General features: G+C 58.0%; 23 protein-coding genes. 7 read left to right on the top strand and 16 right to left on the bottom strand.

Annotated features, from left to right (window positions below; genetic code table 11):
* Positions 1 to 176: 176 nt before the first annotated feature.
* Positions 177 to 578 (top strand): type II toxin-antitoxin system PemK/MazF family toxin, encoded by a 402-nt coding sequence (locus ACIQUH_RS19795; protein ID WP_400818058.1) that lies wholly within the window; start codon positions 177 to 179, stop codon positions 576 to 578.
* Between the two features lie 300 nt (positions 579 to 878).
* Here ACIQUH_RS19795 and ACIQUH_RS19800 read toward each other — a convergent pair whose 3' ends face one another.
* A complete protein-coding gene (locus ACIQUH_RS19800; RefSeq protein ID WP_400818060.1) occupies positions 879 to 1,379 on the bottom strand; it encodes a hypothetical protein in 501 nt (166 codons plus the stop codon).
* A gap of 1,137 nt (positions 1,380 to 2,516) precedes the next feature.
* Here ACIQUH_RS19800 and ACIQUH_RS19805 point away from each other — a divergent pair.
* Positions 2,517 to 3,002, top strand: coding sequence for a hypothetical protein (locus ACIQUH_RS19805; RefSeq protein ID WP_400818062.1), 486 nt, complete (start codon positions 2,517 to 2,519; stop codon positions 3,000 to 3,002).
* A gap of 673 nt (positions 3,003 to 3,675) precedes the next feature.
* Here the strand turns inward: ACIQUH_RS19805 and ACIQUH_RS19810 are convergent.
* From ACIQUH_RS19810 to ACIQUH_RS19845, 8 genes are all read right to left on the bottom strand, one after another.
* The gene (locus tag ACIQUH_RS19810; protein WP_400818064.1) at positions 3,676 to 4,779 is read right to left on the bottom strand and encodes a hypothetical protein; all 1,104 of its coding nucleotides are present in this window, start codon (positions 4,777 to 4,779) and stop codon (positions 3,676 to 3,678) included.
* Between the two features lie 254 nt (positions 4,780 to 5,033).
* A complete protein-coding gene (locus tag ACIQUH_RS19815; RefSeq protein ID WP_400818066.1) occupies positions 5,034 to 6,068 on the bottom strand; it encodes a major capsid protein in 1,035 nt (344 codons plus the stop codon).
* Positions 6,069 to 6,074: 6 nt separating this feature from the next.
* A complete protein-coding gene (locus ACIQUH_RS19820) occupies positions 6,075 to 6,449 on the bottom strand; it encodes a head decoration protein (RefSeq protein WP_400818068.1) in 375 nt (124 codons plus the stop codon).
* Between the two features lie 12 nt (positions 6,450 to 6,461).
* The gene (locus tag ACIQUH_RS19825; RefSeq protein ID WP_400818070.1) at positions 6,462 to 7,496 is read right to left on the bottom strand and encodes a head maturation protease, ClpP-related; all 1,035 of its coding nucleotides are present in this window, start codon (positions 7,494 to 7,496) and stop codon (positions 6,462 to 6,464) included.
* Complete coding sequence (locus ACIQUH_RS19830; RefSeq protein ID WP_400818072.1) at positions 7,493 to 8,014, bottom strand: hypothetical protein; 522 nt, start codon at positions 8,012 to 8,014, stop codon at positions 7,493 to 7,495. Before ACIQUH_RS19830 ends, ACIQUH_RS19825 begins: the two co-directional genes overlap by 4 nt.
* Positions 8,011 to 8,358 (bottom strand): hypothetical protein, encoded by a 348-nt coding sequence (locus tag ACIQUH_RS19835; RefSeq protein ID WP_400818074.1) that lies wholly within the window; start codon positions 8,356 to 8,358, stop codon positions 8,011 to 8,013. The genes ACIQUH_RS19830 and ACIQUH_RS19835 overlap by 4 nt, the downstream gene beginning before the upstream one ends.
* A gap of 46 nt (positions 8,359 to 8,404) precedes the next feature.
* Complete coding sequence (locus ACIQUH_RS19840) at positions 8,405 to 8,917, bottom strand: hypothetical protein (RefSeq protein ID WP_400818076.1); 513 nt, start codon at positions 8,915 to 8,917, stop codon at positions 8,405 to 8,407.
* Between the two features lie 662 nt (positions 8,918 to 9,579).
* Positions 9,580 to 10,278, bottom strand: a complete 699-nt coding sequence (locus ACIQUH_RS19845) for a hypothetical protein (RefSeq protein ID WP_400818077.1) — start codon at positions 10,276 to 10,278, stop codon at positions 9,580 to 9,582.
* A 182-nt stretch (positions 10,279 to 10,460) separates the two neighbouring features.
* Here ACIQUH_RS19845 and ACIQUH_RS19850 point away from each other — a divergent pair, with 182 nt between their 5' ends.
* Positions 10,461 to 11,051 (top strand): alpha-ketoglutarate-dependent dioxygenase AlkB, encoded by a 591-nt coding sequence (locus tag ACIQUH_RS19850; protein WP_400818079.1) that lies wholly within the window; start codon positions 10,461 to 10,463, stop codon positions 11,049 to 11,051.
* A 9-nt stretch (positions 11,052 to 11,060) separates the two neighbouring features.
* Here the strand turns inward: ACIQUH_RS19850 and mnhG are convergent, their stop codons facing one another.
* From mnhG to ACIQUH_RS19885, 7 genes are all read right to left on the bottom strand, one after another.
* Positions 11,061 to 11,405 (bottom strand): monovalent cation/H(+) antiporter subunit G, encoded by a 345-nt coding sequence (gene mnhG / locus ACIQUH_RS19855; protein WP_400818081.1) that lies wholly within the window; start codon positions 11,403 to 11,405, stop codon positions 11,061 to 11,063.
* Positions 11,402 to 11,683: a K+/H+ antiporter subunit F gene (locus ACIQUH_RS19860; RefSeq protein ID WP_400818083.1), complete on the bottom strand. Its 282-nt coding sequence runs from the start codon at positions 11,681 to 11,683 to the stop codon at positions 11,402 to 11,404. The genes mnhG and ACIQUH_RS19860 overlap by 4 nt, the downstream gene beginning before the upstream one ends.
* Positions 11,680 to 12,168 carry a Na+/H+ antiporter subunit E gene (locus tag ACIQUH_RS19865; RefSeq protein ID WP_400818085.1) on the bottom strand — a complete coding sequence of 163 codons (489 nt, stop codon included), beginning with the start codon at positions 12,166 to 12,168 and terminating at the stop codon, positions 11,680 to 11,682. The genes ACIQUH_RS19860 and ACIQUH_RS19865 overlap by 4 nt, the downstream gene beginning before the upstream one ends.
* Entirely contained in the window at positions 12,165 to 13,811 is a 1,647-nt protein-coding gene (locus ACIQUH_RS19870; RefSeq protein WP_400818087.1) for a monovalent cation/H+ antiporter subunit D, read from the bottom strand. Before ACIQUH_RS19870 ends, ACIQUH_RS19865 begins: the two co-directional genes overlap by 4 nt.
* On the bottom strand, positions 13,808 to 14,143 hold the full coding sequence (locus ACIQUH_RS19875) for a Na+/H+ antiporter subunit C (RefSeq protein ID WP_020810384.1): 336 nt from the start codon (positions 14,141 to 14,143) through the stop codon (positions 13,808 to 13,810). Before ACIQUH_RS19875 ends, ACIQUH_RS19870 begins: the two co-directional genes overlap by 4 nt.
* The gene (locus ACIQUH_RS19880; protein WP_400818090.1) at positions 14,143 to 17,061 is read right to left on the bottom strand and encodes a monovalent cation/H+ antiporter subunit A; all 2,919 of its coding nucleotides are present in this window, start codon (positions 17,059 to 17,061) and stop codon (positions 14,143 to 14,145) included. The genes ACIQUH_RS19875 and ACIQUH_RS19880 overlap by 1 nt, the downstream gene beginning before the upstream one ends.
* 106 nt (positions 17,062 to 17,167) lie before the next feature.
* On the bottom strand, positions 17,168 to 17,545 hold the full coding sequence (locus ACIQUH_RS19885; protein ID WP_400818324.1) for a hypothetical protein: 378 nt from the start codon (positions 17,543 to 17,545) through the stop codon (positions 17,168 to 17,170).
* A gap of 517 nt (positions 17,546 to 18,062) precedes the next feature.
* Between ACIQUH_RS19885 and ACIQUH_RS19890 the strand changes: the two genes are divergently transcribed.
* The 4 genes from ACIQUH_RS19890 to ACIQUH_RS19905 are packed head-to-tail and all read left to right on the top strand — an operon-like array spanning position 18,063 to position 22,609.
* Positions 18,063 to 19,658, top strand: coding sequence for a globin-coupled sensor protein (locus ACIQUH_RS19890; protein ID WP_400818092.1), 1,596 nt, complete (start codon positions 18,063 to 18,065; stop codon positions 19,656 to 19,658).
* Positions 19,658 to 19,957, top strand: a complete 300-nt coding sequence (locus ACIQUH_RS19895) for an STAS domain-containing protein (RefSeq protein WP_003503483.1) — start codon at positions 19,658 to 19,660, stop codon at positions 19,955 to 19,957. Before ACIQUH_RS19890 ends, ACIQUH_RS19895 begins: the two co-directional genes overlap by 1 nt.
* A complete protein-coding gene (gene cheY1 / locus ACIQUH_RS19900) occupies positions 19,954 to 20,319 on the top strand; it encodes a chemotaxis response regulator CheY1 (RefSeq protein ID WP_004439870.1) in 366 nt (121 codons plus the stop codon). Before ACIQUH_RS19895 ends, cheY1 begins: the two co-directional genes overlap by 4 nt.
* Positions 20,320 to 20,335: 16 nt before the next feature.
* Positions 20,336 to 22,609, top strand: coding sequence for a chemotaxis protein CheA (locus tag ACIQUH_RS19905; protein ID WP_400818097.1), 2,274 nt, complete (start codon positions 20,336 to 20,338; stop codon positions 22,607 to 22,609).
* Positions 22,610 to 22,621: the final 12 nt, after the last annotated feature.

The following is a 22,621-nucleotide window of genomic DNA, read 5'->3' on the forward strand; positions in this document are numbered from 1 at the left end:
GCAAACACGTCAGGAACGGGATGCTGTCGCCCGTCGAGTTCGAGAAGCAGCAGAAAATCTAACCCGAGGGTGTCTACGAAACTCGGGGCTATTCAAACGAAATCCGAAAGTGAGTTGACTATTCCCGATCTGTTCCCTGATATCCTGCGTAGGCAGAAAATCCAGGCAAGATTCGATTGATAACTTTTACGCCCTCCCGCGGCAGCATCCTCATGTGCGATTTCGATATGGCAACGGTACCGCCCGAGATGCGCAAGCGTCGCCGCGTCATCGTCCTTTCCCCAAAATCCTATAATAAGCGGCCGAGCATGGCCGTGCCGGGCAAATGCATTGTGGTGCCGCTGTCAGTGACCGAACCCCGCACGCCTCAACCATCGCACGTTGCTATTCCTGACGATCGATACGCTAGCATCACGAAGCCGGTATGGGCGATCTGCGAAATGGTGGCGCACGTCTCCCATGCGCGCCTCGATCGTGTGGCATCTGGCAAGAAATTCCTGTCCGAAAGCATCACGGCAGATGATCTACAGAGCATCGAAAATGCTCTCAAACATGCATTGGGTTTTCCGGCCGAATAAAACGGCATGCAACATCATGCGACAGCATGGTTTCACATTGGGCTTGAATTTTCTGCGTTCACAGACTATATCAAAGTCACTTCCCGAAAGGGGCTTGCGGGCCTGTCCAGCGTGAAAGCGCTGGCAGGCCTAAATCATTTCTATCGATAAGTTTACCCGCCGCAGCCACCTGACTTGCTGATCTCTGGCGGAAAGGTTCGTCCGGTATCGGGTGCTGATCAACCCAGGGTGAAAAACATAAAATGCGGGAGAATGACACTCCCGCCGCCGCCTTTGCGTATCAGGATCGGTTCTTGCGTCTTACGAAATCTCGCAGGCCTTCATGAAGCTGGTCGCAGCCTTCGTCGATCCACTAGGCGAAATGTCAATCGAGTGTTTCGAATCGATGCTTTCGACGGACAGCCCTGCGAGGATCTTCTTTTTTGCAGATGAGATGGATTTCAGCAAGCTGACCTTCTGGGCGTCGTCCAACCTGGCTTTGAAACCCGCGTATTTATCGTTGTGCTGGTAAGCTTCCGCGTCGAGCCGCAACGCCTCGCCGCTGTCGACTTTGATGACAAGAAGGCCTTTGAGGGATGTGTCAATATCTTCTTTGAAGGGAAAAATGATCGATACATTAACATTCCGATCAGCGTCGCAGTTAAGGTAGACCGATCCGGCCGGCCCGCTGGCACCAATCATCGTGGCAGTTTGTTTTCCGCTGAATACGTCTTCTTCCGATTTCGTGAACCAGTCGGCAAACGCCGTGCTGCTTGACGCTAGAATGCATGTGGCAACCAGACAAAATTTCCGTATCGACATTTCAAACCCCCTAGAATTGGATGCGATTACTGATTGCACAAAATTGCAAAACAATCGTTATCAGCGAAGTCCGGAGTTCAGGGATGCGTCTGAAACCCAAAGACGGGACGCTAACGTTCCTCTCCGATTCTGCGATTCCTCGGGTGGAAAAACGAATATCGCTGAGTCGGCATGCAAATGCGTGCCAAGTCTTCAACAAAAAAGAACGAAACGCGAATTATTCACTGTGGATATCGCAGCCTTGAGCACTAAATATAGTATTAACAATACCTTATCGTAGTATCTTTAAGTCGCTGATTCATAAGCGATTTTTTCGAATGGCGCCCAATGAAAACAGTAGGTTACACGTTTTGTTCCGCGAAAAAACGGTTCAACATGACTGCGGCGCCGCTTGACTGTTAATGAACAATCGACTTCTATCCCTAGTGTCAGTGTTCACTGATGGTACGAAAAAGCCGAGGTCTGCGAAACCTCGGCCTCTCGTATCGAAACGCAAAGGCTAGGAAAGCTTGCGGATCGGTATCGTTAACAGGCGCAGAGTACGCGCAGAAACCCTTCTGTCAAGTTTTCCTATCCAAATTTTACGGATAGGAACAATGAAGTCACACTCGTATCAACTCACAAAACAAGATGCCGTACAGGTTTGGATTCGTCATTGGAAAGGCGAATATCAGCATGCGATTGCCGCAAGCTTCGGTGTCAACCAAGGTCGGGTAAACGAGGTCCTGAAAGGCCACCGTCACCCCGGAAGCGAGGAAATTGCTCGCGATCTCAAAGATCTTCACTAGGGAGGAAGGTATGTCAGTCTACATGGTGACATATGACCTAAACACACCTGGTCAAGACTATACGTCGTTAATCTCCCAGATCAAACGATACTCGCATTGCAAAGCGCTAGATTCCGCATATTTCGTCGATAGCTCGTCATCCGCGTCAGCAATTCGGGATCACCTGAATAGCTACATTGACGCAAACGACACGCTTTTTGTGATGGAACTGAGAAAACACTGGGCTTGCAGTCGAACAACTCCGGCTACGAAATGGCTGAAGGACGAGAGCCGAACTTGGTCATAAGCATACGTGCCCGCTTCTTTGAAGCGGGCACGTTCTAGCGCAGTGTCTTAAAAGGATGACGTGATGACAGAACGATTTGCTGAACTCGATGACATCTTTGCGCGGCATGAGGCCGAGCAGACGGCGCAAAAACAGCGAGACCTTGAGCTACAAAAACAACAACGCGATAGAATTATTAAGTTTATTGGCGTCGCAAACGATGTGATACGCCCCGCTATGCGAAAGTTTGGTGAATACCTCGATACAAAGGGATGCGAGTTCCTAATCGATCCTCGAGATGATCAACCTGCAGTCTTTGTTGCTGAGGCGTCTATAAAATTCACATTCGCGCCACCTGGACAGAGACTTGGAAACTTTGGTAGCGGCTTCCCAAATTTTTCATTCCACACATATTCCCATGACAACAAGGTCAATCTTCATCGTAGCACGATGACTCCTAGCCGTGGTGGACAAACCAGTTTCGTTGGGAAGTGCGATGCCGACGAAATTACGGAAAAACTCGTCATGGAAAAGTTGAAGGATTTGGTGGTGGAGGTTCTAGCACGATGACCGACAGTTGCATCGCTGCGAAATTTGTCCTTACCAAAACAATGGACGCCGATAAAAGTAGACTCGACGCGTTAACCTTACCCTTACGGAATTCACACCAAGTTGTATAGGCTAAGAAAAAATGCCGCGCTCTCGGCCTCGTTAGAGGCAGAGTTCGAAAAGGAAGCTGCGCGAGCATTGTTGTATTCAATTATCGCCGCGCTACTCACTGTAGTAAGTGGACAAGATAACAAGATATCGATCGCTGGGATCGCACTCGACCTGAAAGAACAATTTTTTCTCAGCGGAGCTTTTTGCGCGCTGTCGATATTTTTTGGCGCTTCGGCATTTCTTACTGGCATAAAGCTTCACGGGGCGGGCTGGCCATCAACATACGCGTTATTTTACAAAAGATACTTATTTAAAAGCCGGAATAGACAGGGGAATGAATATCGGCCAAGGCGCACTAAAACCATCGCCAGGATACTATGTTCCCTATTCAATAGTATATTAGTTACCGTGGGCATTCCCGTTCTTCTTGTCTATATCTATGGGGTCGTCACCACTTTCCCAGATTTGATGCGAATAATATATCTGATAATCGCCAAGGTCATAGAGAGGTAGAGGGCTGGTGTTATCCTTGCCATCAATCTCAAGCTCTGCCCGAACTTTCCGATTTGCCATTTGGCTATCCTCATCCCGCGAAATATTCGATGATCACAAGACCGGGTGCGCCGACTGCGCCTCCATAATTCGATCCAGCGCCGGCACCACCGCCACCTGGCGTTTGCCCAGGTGCCGGAAAGCCGGTAGATGAACCGCCGCCGGGGCCACCGCCTGAAGCTCCAGAGCCGCCAACTCCGCCAATACCGTATGTGCCAATGAACGTTCCGGATGATCCTTGGCCACCTGCTGTTTGAATATGGCCACCCACGCCGTTCCCGCCGCCGCCACTCACTCCTTGGCTATTGTTGGGGGCACCTTTTCCGCCGCCACCGCCTGTTGCGGAAACAGCAGAACCGAAAGAGGATGTGCCGCCGGCGGCGCCATCTCCATAAGTCGTGTTGCCTGCTCCACCCGTTCCACCAGCTCCGACCGTAACATTCACTGGAGTGCCGGGTGTAACAGCAACATGACCCTCTGCATATCCACCGCCGCCACCGCCGCCGCCCGCGCCGTTACTTTGGTTGCCGCCACCGCCACCGCCTGCGCCCCATACGCGGGCAAAAACCGAGCGAACGTTGGCTGGAGGCGTCCAGGACGACACACCCGTCGCAGAGAATGCGACGATCGTGCTACCCTTGTTCAATCGAGCTTGCAGCATTGAAGACGAGAACGTGATCTGGACGTTCGTGCCGTCATAGACGAACACGGCCACGGAACCCGATTTCAGGTCGCCGGCAATCGGATCACTGCCGTTGTCGATCTTGATCGACTTCGCACCGAGGCCGTTGACATTCAGCGTGCAGGCTCCGGTGTTCGTCGTGGCGATGATGCCGCGAAGTGGCGTTCCAACCAGGTCATTCCACGACGCAGGAGCTTCAGGAAGGATCATCGTCAGCGCGTTAGCTGTTCCAGCAATCGCGCTGAAATTCAACTTCCCCGACTGAATAGCAGAGGCGAGTTGATTTCCGTCAGACGGCTCTTTTCCTGTCTTGCTGATGACATTGACGATTTCGCGCTGTGGAACCTCGACCGCTTTGGCGGGGATCGCAGATCCTCGCACCGCGCCGGGAACGTCTTTGTCGACGTAAGACGCATTCGGATCTATCGACCCATAAGGTGGGTGGTATTTCATTTAGATATTTCCTTCTTTACATGGCGAATTTCGACGGCAACGGAAGCACCCGGATTAGGAATTATTTCTCTCAGTTTTAGTCCTTTAGTTTAGGCTTTAGGCTTCAGTTTTAGCCTCACACTGGAGATATTTCCGGGTCGTCCCGGCCCGCACTGGGAAAGAAAGCGGTACGGTCCCTTGATGGAGGGGGTGGCCTACCAGGCAGCCAGCAAACCAGCGGCCACCCCCACACGAGACCGGGCAGGAGAACCCGGTCAGGTGAGACGCAAACGGACGAGAAGCGGCGGGCGAACGCAGATCGGAAGCACGTTCGATTCGGTGTGGATTTCCCGGCCCTTGTCATGCGGCAGATCGTCCGTCGACACGAAAATCTTGGCATCCGGAGCGGGCTTGCGGTTCGCGCCGCTCAGCGTATCAGGCGGGGCCACGTAGCGCTTGAAGTAAGGCGTACCGAGCGGCAACAGGATGGCTTCGTCGTCGGGAACGGCCTTCTTGCTTATCAGCGTGCCGTTCGCCTGCCGGACCTTGTATTCCTCGTCGATACGCTCAAGCGTGATGCCGGCGAAGCTGAAGCGGTCCTGAATGTCATCGCGGCCGGGATTGGGCGTCGCGCCAGGATAGGCCCGCAACTCCGAAAGGACGTTCGGATGCTTCACATAGTTGTCGAAGAAGTTTTTGCCGGCAAGGGCAATGACGCCGGTGGATGCCGTGCCGCGCAATTCCTTGCGGATGATGCCCTTGGCCTCGCGGTTCTTATCGGAAACGGCAGTGTTGACATCATCGAGGTTGAAATCCACGACGTTTTCCGTCAGGTCGAATTTGTCATAGAGGTTCAGCAGAACCTTGCCTTCACCGTCCATGACGACGCCGTTCAACGCGCCCCAGTCGAGATAGCTGTGGGTGAGATCGTGCTTGCCGCGCATCGCCGTCAGACGGTCGTTATAGACGTCTTCCAGCGATGCCATTACGTGGCCGTCCCAGACCGTCAGGTTTTGGATATCGGAAGGCGTGATGGCGTCATCGAGCGGGAAATGCGGAATGTTGAACTGGACGCCGTTGCGGTCGTTACGCATGTTGAGATTGCTCTCACCGCCGCGCTCGCGGGCCGGGATCACGGTCAGTTCGTCTTCCTCGATACCGAGGCGAACATAGGTGGTATGGATCGGCGTATCGGTGAAGATACCCAGCTGGGCGGCGCGGCCCGTGGTGTAGGGCGCGACGTTGATGGCCTCCGTCAGATTGTCATCTGCAAATTCGGGAGCGTTGAGAAAATCGAGTACGGTGGACATGTGCGGTTACACTCCCATGCGGGGGACGATGCCAAGCGCCTTAAGCTGCGCGATGGCGGTGGATTTCTGGGTGTCGGTGACGCCGGCCGGCCAGACGAGAGCCTGCAGAACGACCTGGGCGCGGCGCTTGAGGTTGACAACAGTCTGATCGGCAGTCGTCGCGTCGGCATACTGCAGGATGACGGCGGCGGCGGTCTGGGTGCCGTCGCTGGCGCCAGGTGCAAGCGGCTTGAACTTGCCAGATGCCGTCACCTGCCCGAGGACAGCGCCGGGAATGACCTTGCCGGAGCCGGACGCCAGTGTGTCGGTGTCGCGGGAAAAGCGGTTCTTGCCTTCGTCCTTGACGACATCGCTGTCGGTTTTGATGCTGTAATGTTCCATGGCGGCCGATCCTTACTTGATGCCGTTACGGCGTTTCATGTTGGCGACAAGGCCACTGGCTTTCGGGTCGCCACCGACGACATAATCCGGTCTCGCAAGTCCAGAAATAGCGGAAGTATAGCCCGGCGGCAGCGCGGCGGCGCGGCGGCGGTCGTGTTCGGTCAAGCCCATAGCAGCGAGGCGACGCTCCTCGTAAGTCATCGTCTTTTCCGGCGTTTCCTTGCCGGCCAGCGCCAGCATTTTCGCCGCTTCTTCTGGCTCCATGTCGGTTTCGTAGGCGAGGTGTTCGGCAAGGGCGGTGCGGCCTTTAGCCTCCGCATGCATCATGATGGCCTTGATACGCGCAGCGGCTTCGGCCCGTGCCGTCGCGGCGGGTGTGTTCGACATCGTCTTTTCCTTCGGTGGGACAGGGGATTTAGTCTCGGCTTTCCAGTTTTTCGCCGCGGCTAGGTCGACAAGCTTTTTTGGCGCATGCTGAAACAGGGAATAATCGAAAGCGGCAACCATCAGGCCACGCGCTCCGGGGCCGGAAACCTTGTCGGCAAATCCTGCCGCCACGGCCTGATCCGGTTCGAACCACGTTTCCGCCTTCATCAGGTTGCGGCAGGCCGTGACAGATTTTTTCGACTTGGCGGCATAGACGCCGGCGTAAACGTTGGATGTCGCCTCTAGCCCAGACAGGGCGCGCTTGTGATCGTCGGAATTGCCATCGGTGAACTGGCTGACATCGTGGATCATCATCACCGATGATGTCATCATGGTCACGGTTTTTCCGGCCATGGCGATCAGGGATCCGGCAGAGGCAGCAATCCCCTCGATGACAACATCGACGCCGTTCTGAAGGGCGGCCAGCGTCGAATAGATCGCAGCGCCTTCAATCGCATCGCCGCCGGCCGAGTTGATGTGCACCGTGAGCTTCTTGCTCCGGTCCGTCTGATCGAGAGCGGTCATCACGTCTTCAAAGGTGAAACAATCATTGGTGAACCAGGTGTAGTCACCCACCATGCCATTGAGGTACAGCTTGCCATTGGAAACGAACGCGCTCATTCGAGGCTCTCCTTGCTGGCGAGAACCGCGAGAGGATCCGCGTCAAAACGGCGGAGAATATCGAGGCCCAAATCTTCGAGATGACGGATAATCGCCTCTTCCGACAGTTCCAAAGCCAGCACTTCCGCTGTCTTCGCCTCGATCTGGCTTTTGCGGTCGGCGTCAGTCAGGCCATCGATATCGCCATAGTTGGCCGTGAGCAGCTTCAGCATTTCGCCGCGCACCATCTGCGACAGGATGCCCATGATGAAATCCAGCGCCTCGGCAGGCTGCGGAGCGCGGTAAGACGGGAACACGAAGCGCCGAACAAAAAGCTTCAGGGTTTCTTCCTTGTGCAGATCGGAAAGCCAGGTATCCACACGATCACTCGCGATGGACAGCGCTACCGGCGCACGCTCAAGCTCCCCGATGGCGGCCCGTGCGAGAACGACCTTGAAGCGGATATCTTCCAGACCTTCGAACAGGTCAGCGCTGGCGCGCTTGGACTTGGAAACGGATTTCTTGGCGTCAGCGGTCAACGCGATGCCTCCTGCTGGTTAGAAACGAAGTCGGCGCAGTTTTTCGCGAGCCGGGAAGCACACACGTAACGCTCACGGGCGATTTCGGCCTGATAGTTCGCTTCCTCGATTTTTTTATCGAGGCGCTTCTGTTCGACCTTGAGGGCCGCCAGACGTTTCGAGAGGTTTTCGCCGGGCGCGCGGTCAATCTGACGCTGGATGTTCTGGATGTCCCGGCGCAGCGTGGCGGCCCGGTCCATCTTGGCGCTAACCTCATCCTGCGCCGCCTGCATCGCGGATTTCTCGCGATGGCTGATCGTCTGAAGGGCATCCAGTCGGCCCGGATCGATTGTCGGTTGCTGCATCGAAAACTCCTGTGATGGAGCGATCATCCCGCCGAGTCGTGGTTTTTCAAATGGGGTCTTGAAAAACCACGGCGAGAATTTTGCGAAGATGGTCCGGGCCGGGAACACGGGAGCGCATCTGGAGCAACTGCCAGAACGTGCGATGCGGTTCTGACGATGGAGCCTGCTGACGTTGGCGCTCACGCTGCCAGCGGGTTTTTTCGTACCGGCAAAACTCCGCGTACATCTGCCGGCTGACTGTTGCGACCGGCTGGCCCGGCCAATGGTTCCGGGCCAGCGATTGCAACAGGGTGTCTCGTTCGGCTTTTAAGACCGCCTTGTGAGCCGTCACGCCGCCATGGCTCTTGAGGCCCAGTGCGAAATCCAGCGAGGCAGCGCGGCCCCGCTCCAGATCGGAAAGATAAACCTTGAGACCAGGGCAAACCCGAGACTTCGCATCCGGTGGGATCGGTGTTCCATGTTCGAGGAATTCGAAAACTGCCCGTAGCGCCGCAACCTGATCGACTACAGAAACGCACTCGGCGTTCTCTTCTTCAGCCCATGCGTTGACGTCAACCATGGGCGTTAACCTCACCGTTAACCTCGTTAACTGCGTTAACCCAAATTTTGGGGCTGTTTGACTGCCGGCTTTGCGGGGTCGTCCCGGCCCGCACTGAGAAAGAAACAGGTACGGTCCCTAGACCCAGGGGGGTGGGTTCACCGGGCGATCCCTTATCCTCAGCCAAACTAAAGGGTGTCCATACTACTGACACCCTTCCTCTTGAATTTTTTGTTTCCAACACCGTTGGAAAAGCAACCTTCACCAAGAGAACAGTGCTTTTCAGCCTGTTTTGGACAGATAGGACAGAGATTAGAATTGAATGGACATGAAGAAGGACAGCAATAGAGCTATATTCTTTAATGAAATCAATAGATGGACAGGAAGGACAGCAATTTCCGGGTTTTATATGACGCGAGAAAGAAAAGATGTAGCTAACTGATTTCGGAGTTATCACATGTGCACATACGCACATCATGAAAAACCCGGAAATTGCTGTCCTTCCTGTCCAAGGTAAATAAGTCGCTGGAAAATATGTCGATTTTTGATTGGGGCCAAACCTGCTTCGTGTCCGTGCCGTAAAGATTGCTGTCCTAGCCGTCCAAAAACCCCTGTAACTCGCCACATAGCGAAAGACAGAAACACGCCATCTTGCATGGTCGTACAAGCAAAGGGTCCGGGTTTCAACCATTAGACCCGCCTTCATCGCAAAGCCGAATGCCGATGTAGATTGAGCCGTTGCTTCGTCGCCGCTTCGCGCCACACCTGATCGCAGCCTTCCCGAACGCGTGCAGACCTAATTGCGTGCCGTCTCGACCGACCATCCAGCGCTCGTAGCGCCTATGAAGCTCCGTTGCCGACATTCGCCACCGAGGGTCTGGGATAGTGCATTCTTTGAGGAACACAGAGACCATCTCGGTCGCTTCGGAAGTCGCCAGTGTGCTGGGGGGCGGTGGCGTGGGCATAGGCAAGCCCATTTCGTGCCAAAGCGCTTGAGCGACCTTTTGCCCATGGATGTCTAGCGCTAGCCGGACGAGATCGATCTTGAAGCTGTCAGCGTCGAATTTTGCAGGGAATGGCCCACCCGTCTCGGCGCCTGTCTCTTGAGCCGAAGCACCACCTGATACAGGTGGTCGATCTGTATTCCCCCGGACCCCACGCGTAGCGTCAGAAACGCCAGCTTCAGTGAACATGTCCAGCGTGTCCACCGAAGGTTTGGAAGGAAAAAGCGGCGCTTTATCGTTCTCTGGGTCCTCCTGAAGGTTTGACAAATCCTCGCTAAGTGCTTGACTTTCGATGCCGGGTTTGACAGTTTTTTTCCGGTAAGCTTTTGTTTTCGGCTTTTCACGCGGGGATTGAAAATCCGCGTGTCGGTGGTTCAAATCCGCCTCCGGGCACCATTTTCTCAACTTCATCGTTTTATGAATGATTGTGTCGGCTTGCCCGTGTACGAGGTGCGACCAAGCTTTGATCGCAGGCCTCGTTGTCACGTACTCTTGATATAAATGATATAGCTATGCAGCTAGCCCCTGTTTGCTTCAAGCAGTTGGAGAGCAGCCTGCACATGGACGAATTCGCAGGCCCATTTGTCCTACCGCCCGACATCATTTATTTTGACGGCTTCCTCTCTCCAGATGAGGAAGTCGCCGTCACGGACAGATTGGATGCCGGCGAGTGGAGCACGGAGCTGAAGCGTCGTGTGCAGCATTTCGGCTATCGGTATGACTATAAAGCGCGCGCTGTTACGCCAGATGCCTATCTAGGGCCTTTGCCGCCCTGGCTTCGCCTGTTCGCCGAACGATTGGTGGAGGATGGCTACTGCCGGAACTTGCCGGATCAAGTGATTGCGAACGAGTATCTTCCGGGGCAGGGCATCAGCGCGCATGTGGACTGTGTCCCCTGTTTTGATGATACGATCGTATCGATAAGCCTTTTATCCGCATGCGAGATGATTTTCCGCGATTTGCACGGACCGAACACATGCGGCGTTGTGCTTCACCCTCGTTCAGGTGTTCTGCTCAGTGGCTCCGGCCGCTACGATTGGAGCCATGAAATCCCGGCTCGCAAATCCGATATTGTTAACGGGGTAAAGACCGCCCGAAGCAGAAGGATTTCCCTCACTTTCCGCAAGGTTCTGGCTTTGAAACGGCCCTGATCAGAGCGATCACAAATGCTCCCGATTATCCGTATTCTGCTCCGCCCGGTCCCGATAAAGCGCCGCGCGCCCCAGCAGCATCAGGGAAACCGGCGTGGTCACCGTCATGAAGATGCCGATGAAGATTTCGTGGAAGGCGAAGCGGTCGCCGGAGACGGAGAAATAGATGATCGAGGCCATGACGATGCCGCCGGTGCCCCAGCTGGTGCCCAGCGTCGGCGCGTGCAGGCGCTCATAGAAGCTGTTCAGCCTGGCAAAGCCGATCGTGCCGATCAGCGTCAGCGAGGCGCCCAAGAGCACGAAGAAGGCCACTAGGATGGCGGCCCAGAGGGGGAATTCGTGCGCCTCGATCATTCGATCACCTCGCCGCGCATCAGGAACTTGGAAAGGGCCACGGTGGAGACGAAGCCGAGGATGGCGATGAGCAGCGACGCTTCGAAATAGATGTCGTTGCCGGTGCGCAGTCCGAAGGTCAGCAGAAGCAGCATGGCATTGACATAAAGCGTATCCATGCCCAGCACGCGGTCCTGCGCACGCGGGCCGATGGCGATGCGGTAGACCGAGATTATCATGGCGATGGCGAGCATCAACTGCGCCAGCGAAAAGGACCAGAAAAGGATAATCGAACTCATTCGAATATCTCCATCAGCAGTTTTTCATATCGGTTCTTGATGAGGCTTATCCATGCCGCCTCATCCACATCGTCGAGAACGTGAAGCAGCAGCGTGCCCTGGCTGGAATTATATTCGAGCCATGCGCTGCCCGGTGTCGAGGTGAGGATCGTTGCCAGAACGGCCAGCGCCATGGGGTCGCGAATCTCGAGCGGCACGGCCAGGAAGCCGGATTTGCGGTCCCTTTCACGCTGGAACAGGATGATCTTCACGACCGAGAGATTGGACCTGATGATATCGTAGAGCACGATGAAGATCAGTTGCACCAGCCTGTGCCAGTTGCGGATGCGCGGCTTGGCCGGCCTCAGCGACGCCATCGCCCAGGAGGCGATGAGGGCGACACAGGTGCCGAGCAGCAGGTGCCCCGGCGAAAAGCTGTTGATCGTCATCCAGAAGAAGATCAGCGAGATCGTCAGCAGCGGGTAGGGGAGGAGACGGCTTATCATGGCTCTGCCTCCGGATTGCTGCCCGCTCGCGGCGCGGAAATGACACCCTGAATATAGCTCGCGGGCAGATCGAGAATACGCGCCGTTTCCTGCATGTAACGCATCACCGGTCCCGCCTGCACGGTCATGGCGAGCGTCAGGCCGAGCAGCAGCATGACGGGGGCGATTTCGATGACGAGCACGCGCGGCACCGTACCTTCGATGGAGGCCCAGAAGGTGCGGATGCCGGCGCGTGTCATCGAGATCAGCGAAGCGAAACCGGCAAAGACGATCAGGAAAACCAGCCACCAGGAAAGCGTGGATACGCTGTCATTGGCGCCAAGCCCGGAAGGATTGAGAATGGCCGTCAGCATCGAGAATTTGGCGATGAAACCCGAAAGCGGCGGCAGGCCGGCAAGGAGAATGCCGCAGGCCGCAAAACAGGCACCGAGCACCGCCATGGTGGCGGGCATGGTCACGCCGACTTCCTCTTCGTCGTCTTCTTCCTCGCCCTCGCCATAGGCCTCCATGGTCACGGCGAGAACGTTCGCACCGGCATCCTGTCCGCGTTCCACCAGCTCGATCAGCATGAAGAAGGCGCTGATGGTGAGGGTGGAGCTGACCATGTAATAGAGCGCGCCGGCCGCCACCGTCGGATTGCCGGTACCCATGGCGGCAAGCAACGTTCCCGATGAGACGAGAACCGAAAACCCGGCCAGCCGCCCGAGCGCCTGTGACGCCAGAACGCCGATGGCCCCGAAGATGATGGTGGCGATGCCGCCAACCAGCAGGGCGTCATGGCCGAAACCGGCGGATTCGCCTGCTGTCTGTCCGAAAAGCAGGAAAGACAGGCGGGCGATGACATAAATGCCGACCTTGCTCATGATGGCGAACAGGCCGCCAACCGGCGCAGACGCTGCGCCATAGGCGGACGGCAGCCAGAAATTCAGCGGCCACATGCCAGCCTTCACCAGAAACGCGACGCCCAGAACCGCAGCACCGGTTTCCAGCAGCATACGCTGGTCCGGGTTCAGCCCTTCGATGCGGTGGGCAAGGTCGCCCATGTTGAGCGTGCCGGTGACGCCATAGATGAGGCTGACGCCGATCAGGAAGAACAGGGCGGCAACGAGGTTGATGGCGATATAATGCAGCCCGGCCTTCACACGCTGCTGGCCGGAGCCATGCAGCAGCAGGCCATAGGAGGCAGCCAGCATCACTTCGAAGAACACGAAGAGATTGAACAGATCACCGGTCAGAAAGGCGCCATTGACACCCATCAGCATCATCTGAAACAGCGAATGGAAATGCGCGCCCGACCTGTGCCACTTCGCCATCGAATAGATCAGCGAGGGAATGGCAAGCAGCGCCGTCAAAAGCACCATCAGTCCGGAAAGACGGTCGGCCACGAGCACGATGCCGAACGGCGCCGGCCAGTTGCCGAGCAGGTAGACGCCGCTCGAAACGACGGCCGCGATCTCGGTATTGACCGTCGAATTCACCTCGCGGAACAGCAGAATGGCGACGATGAGCAACAGCACGGTGGAGGCAAGGCTGATGGCCGCCTTCGCCACGCGCTGACGCTCATCGAAGAACAGGAGAAGCGCTGCGGTGATCAGCGGCAGCAGAATGGGGGCGATGACGATATGGAAGGGGAACGACATCATTTCGTCTCCCTCCCGTCCACATGGTCGGTGCCGGTCAGGCCGCGGGCGGCAAGCAACACGACGAGGAACAATGCGGTGGTGGCAAAACCGATGACGATGGCCGTCAGCACCAGTGCCTGCGGCACGGGGTCGGCCAGCGTGGAGCTGTCGACGCCGTTCACCAGCACCGGCGGCGCATTGGTCTTGATGCCGCCGACGCCGAAGATGAAGAGATTGACGGCATAGGACAGCAATGAGAGCCCGACGATGACCTGATAGGTGCGCGGGCGCAGCACCAGCCAGACGCCGGAGCCGGTCATGATGCCGATGCCGATGGCAAGAATGAGTTCCATTACACGTCCTCCGCTTTTGCGGCGTCAGGCGTGCGAACGCGGTAGTTACGCAACGATTGGTGTGCCAGTGCTATCAGGATAAGAACGGTGGAGCCGACGACCAGCGAGAAGACGCCGAGATCGAACAGCAGGGCGGATGCGGTCGGCATTTTGCCGATATAGGGTATCTCCGTATACTGGAAATAGGAGGTCAGGAACGGGTAGCCGAAATACCACGAGCCGATACCCGTCGCCGCCGCCATCAACAGGCCGAAGCCCATCCAGCGCAGCGGCAGGATGCGGATGCGGTCTTCCGCCCAGCGCGCACCGCCGGCGAGATATTGCAGCAGGAAGCCGATGGCCATGGTGATGCCGGCCGCAAAGCCGCCGCCGGGCATATCGTGGCCGCGCATGAACAGGAAGATCGAGAAGGTGATGATGACCGGGAACATCCACTGCATGACGATGGACGGCACGTAGAGATAGTCGCGCACCGTATCGCCATTGCTGCGGTCCGGCCGTTCGGCATCGAAGGCGTTCTGCATCTGCTGCTGTTCCGGCAGCCCGATGCTTTCATGCGCGGGGCGGAAACGGCGAAGCAGCGCGAAGACGGTGAGCGCCACGATGGCCAGCACCGCGATTTCCCCGAAGGTATCGAAGCCACGGAAGTCGACAAGGATGACGTTGACGACATTGGTGCCGCCGCCTTCGGTATAGGCGCGCTCCAGGAAGTAGGTCGCAATGGCATTCGGAACCGGCAGGGTCATCACGGCATAGGCGATGACGGACATGCCGATACCGCTGGCTGCGGCCAGCAGGAAGTCCCGGGCACGACGAAGCTGCGCCGGCAATTCGTCGCTGCTGTCGACCTTTTCGAAACGTTTCGGCAGCCAGCGGAGGCCGAGCAGGATGAGAACCGTAGTGACGATTTCCACCAGGAGCTGGGTGATGGCGAGATCCGGCGCGGAAAGCCAGACGAAGGTGAGGCAGGTGACGAGGCCCGAGACACCCAGCATGACGAGGGCGGCAAGGCGGTGATATTTCGCCTGCCATGCGGCGCCCATGGCCGCAATCATGCCGATCAGCCACAGGATGGCGAAGATCGGATCGAAGGTCGTCACGCGCGGCAGCGAGAGGGAAAATTCCGAAAGGAAGAGAGGCGAGAAACCGGCAAGAAGCGCCACGAGGATGAGAAGTCTCAGCTGCGGCTGCAGACGCCGCGTGCCGAGCGTGCTTTCCAGCCACCGCGCCCATTTCCAGGACACGGTGACGAGAATGCGCTCGAAGATGCGCTGGCCCCGCAGATGCCGGAAGACCGGCGGACCGTCATCGCAGCGCGAGAAATAACCGCCGAGCAGGACATAGATCGTAACCCCACCGATCAACGCCGCGATACTCATGATCAGCGGCAGATTGAAGCCGTGCCAGATCGACAGGCTGTAGACGGGTGTTTGCGCGCCGAGCACGGACAGCACGGCCGAATGCAGGAACGGGCCGATCGACAGGCTCGGAACGATGCCGACGATCAGGCAGGCGAAAACGAGGAACTCGATCGGAAAACGCATCCAGCGCGGCGGTTCGTGCGGATTGGGGTTTGGCAGATCGACGGGCTTGGGCCCGAAGAAGACCGTGTGGATGAAGCGCAGCGAATAGGCGACGGCAAATGCGCCCGACAGCGTCGCGACATAGGGCAGAGCCCGGTCGAGCAGCGAGTCGGCATGGGTTTCGACAGCCTCGGCGAAGAACATTTCCTTGGAGAGGAAGCCGTTGAACAGCGGCACCCCGGCCATTGCCGCGCTCGCCGCCATGGCGAGCGTCGCGGTCGCGGGCATATAGGTATAAAGCCCGCTTAAGCGCCGCATGTCGCGCGTGCCGGTCTCATGGTCGATGATACCCGCCGCCATGAAAAGCGAGGCCTTGAAAGTGGCGTGGTTGACCATGTGGAAGATGGCGGCCACAGCGGCCAGCGGGCTGCCGAGGCTCAGGAGCGTGGTGATGAGGCCGAGATGGCTGATGGTCGAATAGGCGAGCAGCCCCTTCAGATCCTGTTGGAACATGGCGAAATAGGCGCCGAGCAGCAGGGTAATGATGCCGGCCGCGCCCACCAGCCAGAACCATTCCTGTGTTCCCGCCAGCACCGGCCAGAACCGCACCAGCAGAAACACCCCGGCCTTCACCATGGTGGCGGAATGCAGATAGGCGGAAACGGGTGTGGGCGCCGCCATGGCGTTGGGCAGCCAGAAATGGAACGGAAACTGCGCGCTCTTGGTCAGTGCGCCGCCGAGAATGAGGATGAGCGCTGGCACATAAAGCGAATGGGCACGGATGGTGGCGCCGGCCTCGATGATCCTGTCGAGGTCATAGCTTCCGGCCATATGGCCGAGGATCAGCAGTCCAGCCAAAAGGCTGAAGCCGCCGATGCCGGTCACCGTCAGCGCCATGCGGGCGCCGTCGCGCGCGCCGGCATTCTGGTGCCAGTAGCCGATCAGCAGGAACGAGAAGATGCTCGTCATTTCCCAGAAGATCGACAGCAGGATGACGTTGCCGGAGAGCACCACGCCGAGCATCGAGCCCATGAAGGCGAGCAGGAAGGCGAAGAAACGGGGGATCGGATCTTCCGCCGACATGTAATAACGGGCGTAAAGCACCACCAGCAGGCCGATGCCGGTAATGAGGATCGCGAATATCCAGGCAAATCCGTCCAGCCGCAGGGTAAAGTTCAGGCCGAGCTGGGGCAGCCATTCCACATCATATTTAAGAACAGCGCCGCCGCTGACGCTCGTATAAAGAAAAATGCTGCTGACGAGGCCAAAAAGGGCGACCGCGCCGGCAACGGAGGCGGGACCGGCGGCCGCACCCTCGCGCGGCATGAAAGCCGTCAGGAGCGCGCCAACGAAGGGTAATGCGACAATGAATGGAAGAATGATTGCAAGTGTCATATGCGGCGGCGGTTTTCTCTCTGGAATGGGAGCTTACGGCGGGTTTCCGACGACTCCGATCCCTCAAGGTTCGCAATGAACCTGATAATGACGACCGCCGGAATGACTAATACATAATATGCGGAGGCGCGCGTGGAACCACGCTGGCAAAGTCTCGGAAAGCTTGTGGCACGATGGCAACAGCAACGAGCGAGGCCCTGGCATCGTCGGTCATGCTGAAGGTGGGTGAGAAGAACTCCTCCTGCCGGAATCCTCGACCGGCATCGCCGCTTCGGCAGCCGTAATCATTGCCGCTATCGCAATCCCTGTCGCGAAGAGAAAGGGAACGGCTGAGATCGACGCTCTGCAACCGCTCGAGGCGGCTGGTCTTCGAGAGTGCCTTGACGCCGGAGGGCGCCTGAAAGCCGATCATGACGAGCAGGCTCGCGACCACGAGGCCGATCAACACTTGCGGATGGCGCCTTGAACTGCGGCCTTTCTCCATCCGTGGCAAGTTGGCATCTCCTTGATCGTAAAGGTCTCTTTAAAGCATCACCGTTGAGCGAATATCCTGTTGATTTGTTTTAGGGGAAGCCGGACATGCTTGTCCAGCACGCACGCGGGAAAAACCGTCCGCGGCGTCCGATTCCTTTTCGTTTTTGTCCGTTTGCGGCAAAGTGAGGGCAGCAATGGCTAAAAGCTTTTACAAATTTTACCGTTTGACGCCGGTGCTTGCGTTTCTTAACTTTCAAGCAAGGAATTAACCATAAAGATTGGTAGTATTTCCACGGCGGAATGGGGTTCCTCCCCTTCCAGGCATGACGCCGCACTGCCGTACCGGGCCCGATCCGGTATTTTCGTTTCTTGGTTCAAGAAGGTCAGGCAAGCGTCGATGCCGCATCGTCCGCGATGGGTATGTTCGTTCAAAAATCCCCTTTAGGGTGCCGGCGTTCTGAACCTTGGTCAATTTGGCCGGGTTTTACCGGCCGTCATGGTGTTGGGGACGTCGGTTGGGGCAGGACTTGCCATCAGATCAAGCGCGCAGATCGGCAGGCGGAAGCCTGGCGGGACGGCTGCGCTTTGCCGGCCTCGATGAGACGCAATCCGATTTCCTGCGCAGCTATCGCGGCATGCTGGAGCCTTACGTCAAGGCCGGCCTGCGCGATGTGATGACCCGTTTCCAGTCCATGCCGGACTGTTCCCCGTCTTTCGAAAGCGAAAACCAGCTCGACCGCCTGCACGATCTGCAATCCTCGCACTGGAGCGTTTTGACGGATGCCCGTTTCGATGCGCTTTATGCCGAGCGGGTGAAGGTTCTTTCCGACAATGCCAGCCGCATGGGTCTCGATCCGCGCTGGCAGATCGCCAGCCATGCGGTGGTTCTCGAACATCTCGTCGGTGGGCTGGTTGCCGAACATGCGCCGCGCTCCATCCTGCCCGGCAACCGCAAGAAAACCCGTGAACTGGCGGAAGCCGTAAAGAACGTCGTCCGTCTGGTGATGGTCGATACCGAAATCGCTGTCTCGCTGCGCTTCAACGAATTGCGCCTGCGCCACGGCCGCGAACTGGCGGAACAGCGCGACAATGACCGCTCGGAAGCTGCGAAGTTGCTGGGCACGGCATTGACGGCCTTTGCCGCAGGCGATCTGCAGGCCCGTATCGGCGGCGATGTGCCGGAAGCCTATCGCGATGTTGCGGTGTCCTTTAATACGGCTCTGGAAACGATTGGCGCCTCGCTGATCGGCGCGCAAAACAGCATTGGCGAAGCTGAGGCGCTTGGTGCGCGCTTTGCCGATATGGGCCGCTCCATCGCGGAGCGCTCCCGCCAGCAGGCGGAAGCCCTTGCCGAAACCTCCCGCGCGATCCAGACCATGATCGGGAATGTGGCCGAAAACGGCGCCCGCATAGCGGCGACCGAAACGGCCGTTTCCCGCGCCCGCGACGCAGCTGTCGAAAGCGGCAAGGCAATCGGCGAGGCAATCGACGCCATGTCTGACATCGAGCAATCCGCCGAGCACATCGGCAGGATCATCGGCACGATCGACGAAATTGCTTTTCAGACCAACCTTCTCGCCCTCAATGCCGGCATCGAGGCGGCGCGTGCGGGTGAAAGCGGCCGCGGTTTCGCGGTCGTCGCGCAGGAAGTCCGGGCGCTCGCCCAGCGTTCCGCCGACGCTGCAAGGGAGATCAAGAGCCTTGTCGGCACCACCAAGACGCAGGTTGAGGGCGGCGTGCGCATGGTCAACCGCACGCAGGACGCAATCGGCGGCGTCGTCCGGCAGGTCTCTGGTATCAACGACATGATCGCGGAAGTCTCCCGGCATACGGCCGAGCAGGCCGGCGAACTGCAATCGGTTGCCGCCGATATCGGCGAGCAGCAAAGGCAGGCGGGCCGGAACGCCGCCGATATCAGCGCGAGCGCCTCCGAGGCCGACGCGCTTCAAACCGTTATTATCGAACTCGGTCACACCATCCGCGAATTCCGCATTGCCCGTCAGGCCCAGGCAAAAGCGGCGTCCGGTGCGGACCGGCAGAACACTTCATTTATGGCCCGCGCGGATAACCGCACGGATTACGGCCAGGATTACCAACAATTCAGACGTCAGGGAGTCATGTAATGGCAGCCAGAAAAGCAGCTGAGGCGACGCTGAAACTGTCACCGGTGCTGGACCTCAACGAAGCATCGGCCCTGCACGGCAAGCTGATGACGCTGAGAGGAGCACCTTTGTCGGTCGATGCGTCCGAGGTGGAGCGCATCGGCGCGCTTTGCGCCCAGGTCCTCATGGCCGGCGCGAAATCCTGGGAAGAGGATGGCAAACCCTTCGGTTTCGCAAGGGTTTCCGATGCATTCGACAAGACCATGAAACTGATAGGCGTCGATATCGACCATTTGCTCCCTAAGGAGATGCAAAAGTGAAGAAAAAAGTTCTTACCGTGGATGATTCCCGGACGATCAGGAACATGCTCCTGGTCACCCTCAACAATGCCGGTTTCGAGACCATTCAGGCCGAAGACGGCGTCGAGGGTCTCGAAGTGCTGGAACAGAGCAACCCCGATGTCATCGTGACTGACATCAACATGCCGCGTCTCGACGGTTTCGGCTTCATCGAGGGCGTGCGGCGCAACGAAAAGTACCGCGCGATCCCGATCCTCGTTCTGACGACCGAAAGCGATGCAGAGAAGAAGAACCGCGCCCGCCAGGCCGGTGCGACCGGCTGGATCGTCAAGCCGTTCGACCCTGCAAAACTCATCGATGCCATTGAGCGCGTAACCGCCTGATACGGGACATTTCACGATGGATATGAACGAAATCAAGGAAATCTTTTTCCAGGAGTGCGAGGAGCAGCTCGCTGAACTGGAATCGGGGCTTCTTAAATTGAATGACGGCGACCGTGATCCGGAAACCGTCAACGCCGTTTTCCGTGCCGTTCATTCCATCAAGGGCGGGGCGGGTGCCTTCGGTCTCGATGACCTCGTGGCCTTCGCCCACGTTTTTGAAACGACCCTCGACTGCGTCCGCTCCAACAAGCTGGAGCCGACACAGGACGTTCTCAAAGTCATGCTGCGCTCCGCCGACGTGCTGGCGGACCTGACCAATGCGGCAAGAGACGGCGGCAGCGTCGATGAAAGCCGCACCCGCGGCCTCGTCAAGGAGCTGGAGGCGCTGGCAAACGGCGAAACCGTGCAGGTTTCCGCACCGGCACCGGCACCGGCGCCGGCTGCCGTCAAGGCGCCGCAACCCGTCGCACCCAAGCCGACGGATGAGAGCGGCTTCGAGCCGATCCCTTTCTCCTTCACGGACTTTGCCGACGAAACCACGCCGCTGATGGAAGCGCCGTCGTTCCAGATCACCTTCAAGCCGCATGCGTCGCTTTATTCGAAGGGCAACGAGGCGGCACTTCTCCTGCGCGATCTCTCGCGCATCGGCGAAATGAGCATCAATTGTGACATGTCGGAGCTGCCTTCGCTCGACAAGCTCGATCCTGAAGCATCCTATCTCTCCTGGACGGTCTCCATCACCACCGAAAAGGGCGAAGAGGGTATCCGCAGCGTCTTCGAATTTGCCGAATGGGATTGCGATCTGGAAATCGTGCCGGTTGTTTCGGATGCCGCAGGCAACGAGGAAGAGCTTCCGATGATCCCGGTGCCGTTCGATCTTTCGGCTCTCGATAGCGGATCGGAAGAACAGCCCGTTGTCGAGATCGCCACAGCGGAAGCCTCCTATGTTGCCGCAGCCGTCGAAACGGCCGTCGCGACGACGCAGATCGCCCAGAGCGTCAATGCCGCCATCGAAAAGCGTGAAGCGGCGGCAGCACCTGCCGCGGCCCAGGCGAACGCCAATGCAGCGGCCAATGCCAGCGCCGGCCAGACCATCCGCGTCGACCTCGACCGTGTCGACCGCCTGATCAACCTCGTCGGCGAGCTCGTCATCAACCAGGCGATGCTGTCGCAGAGCGTCATCGAAAACGATGCGAGCGGCACCTCCGCCGTCAATATGGGCCTCGACGAACTGCAGCAGCTGACGCGCGAAATCCAGGACAGCGTCATGGCGATCCGTGCGCAACCGGTGAAGCCGGTGTTCCAGCGCATGTCGCGTATCGTCCGCGAAGTCGCCGACATGATCGGCAAGCAGATACGCCTCGTCACCGAAGGTGAGAATACCGAAGTCGACAAGACGGTCATCGACAAGCTGGCCGAACCCCTGACCCACATGATCCGCAATGCCGTCGACCACGGCATTGAAACGCCGGAAAAGCGCGAAGCCGCGGGCAAGAACCCGGAAGGCACCATCAAGCTTTCGGCCAAGCATCGCTCGGGCCGCATCCTCATCGAACTGCAGGACGATGGCGCGGGCATCAACCGCGAGCGCGTTCGCCAGAAGGCGATCGATAACGACCTCATCGCTGCCGATGCGAACCTGACGGATGAAGAGATCGACAATCTGATCTTCGCGCCGGGCTTCTCCACGGCGGACAAGATCTCCGACATTTCCGGCCGCGGCGTTGGCATGGATGTCGTCAAGCGCTCCATTCAGGCGCTTGGCGGCCGCATCAGCATCTCCTCGCGCCCCGGCCATGGCTCGACCTTCACCATGAGCCTGCCGCTGACGCTTGCCGTTCTCGACGGCATGGTGGTGACCGTTGCCGGCCAGACGCTGGTGGTGCCCTTGACGGCGATTGTGGAAACCCTGCAGCCGGAGGCGAAGAACATTCACTCCTTCGGCGCGAACCAGCGGCTGATCTCCATCCGCAACTCCTTCTGCCCGCTGGTGGATGTCGGACGCGTTCTCAATTTCCGCCCGACCCAGGCCGATCCGGTCGAAGGTGTCGCCCTTCTGGTGGAATCGGAAGGCGGCGGCCAGCGTGCCCTGATGGTCGATGCGATCCAGGGTCAGCGCCAGGTCGTCATCAAATCGTTGGAAGCCAACTATACCCATGTTCCGGGCATTGCCGCCGCCACTATCCTCGGCGATGGGCGCGTCGCTCTCATTCTGGATGTCGATGCCATCGTCAGCGCCTCGCGCGGACAGCCACTGAAGCAGGAAATGTCGCTTGCGGCGACAGGTTGAAAGCGGATCATC

The sequence above is a fragment of the Agrobacterium sp. NPDC090283 genome, assembly GCF_044769685.1.
In the GTDB taxonomy this organism is placed as follows: Bacteria; Pseudomonadota; Alphaproteobacteria; order Rhizobiales; family Rhizobiaceae; genus Agrobacterium.

Coding starts and splice junctions, on each gene's coding strand:
- ACIQUH_RS19815 (WP_400818066.1), bottom strand. CDS start 6,068: ATGTCCACCGTACTCGATTTTCTCAACGCTCCCGAATTTGCAGATGAC.
- ACIQUH_RS19875 (WP_020810384.1), bottom strand. CDS start 14,143: ATGGAACTCATTCTTGCCATCGGCATCGGCATCATGACCGGCTCCGGC.
- ACIQUH_RS19835 (WP_400818074.1), bottom strand. CDS start 8,358: ATGCAGCAACCGACAATCGATCCGGGCCGACTGGATGCCCTTCAGACG.
- ACIQUH_RS19870 (WP_400818087.1), bottom strand. CDS start 13,811: ATGATGTCGTTCCCCTTCCATATCGTCATCGCCCCCATTCTGCTGCCG.
- ACIQUH_RS19850 (WP_400818079.1), top strand. CDS start 10,461: ATGGACGAATTCGCAGGCCCATTTGTCCTACCGCCCGACATCATTTAT.
- ACIQUH_RS19820 (WP_400818068.1), bottom strand. CDS start 6,449: ATGGAACATTACAGCATCAAAACCGACAGCGATGTCGTCAAGGACGAA.
- ACIQUH_RS19840 (WP_400818076.1), bottom strand. CDS start 8,917: ATGGTTGACGTCAACGCATGGGCTGAAGAAGAGAACGCCGAGTGCGTT.
- ACIQUH_RS19805 (WP_400818062.1), top strand. CDS start 2,517: ATGACAGAACGATTTGCTGAACTCGATGACATCTTTGCGCGGCATGAG.
- ACIQUH_RS19880 (WP_400818090.1), bottom strand. CDS start 17,061: ATGACACTTGCAATCATTCTTCCATTCATTGTCGCATTACCCTTCGTT.
- ACIQUH_RS19865 (WP_400818085.1), bottom strand. CDS start 12,168: ATGATAAGCCGTCTCCTCCCCTACCCGCTGCTGACGATCTCGCTGATC.
- mnhG (WP_400818081.1), bottom strand. CDS start 11,405: ATGATCGAGGCGCACGAATTCCCCCTCTGGGCCGCCATCCTAGTGGCC.
- ACIQUH_RS19895 (WP_003503483.1), top strand. CDS start 19,658: ATGGCAGCCAGAAAAGCAGCTGAGGCGACGCTGAAACTGTCACCGGTG.
- ACIQUH_RS19885 (WP_400818324.1), bottom strand. CDS start 17,545: ATGGAGAAAGGCCGCAGTTCAAGGCGCCATCCGCAAGTGTTGATCGGC.
- ACIQUH_RS19905 (WP_400818097.1), top strand. CDS start 20,336: ATGGATATGAACGAAATCAAGGAAATCTTTTTCCAGGAGTGCGAGGAG.
- ACIQUH_RS19810 (WP_400818064.1), bottom strand. CDS start 4,779: ATGAAATACCACCCACCTTATGGGTCGATAGATCCGAATGCGTCTTAC.
- ACIQUH_RS19860 (WP_400818083.1), bottom strand. CDS start 11,683: ATGAGTTCGATTATCCTTTTCTGGTCCTTTTCGCTGGCGCAGTTGATG.
- ACIQUH_RS19800 (WP_400818060.1), bottom strand. CDS start 1,379: ATGTCGATACGGAAATTTTGTCTGGTTGCCACATGCATTCTAGCGTCA.
- ACIQUH_RS19825 (WP_400818070.1), bottom strand. CDS start 7,496: ATGAGCGCGTTCGTTTCCAATGGCAAGCTGTACCTCAATGGCATGGTG.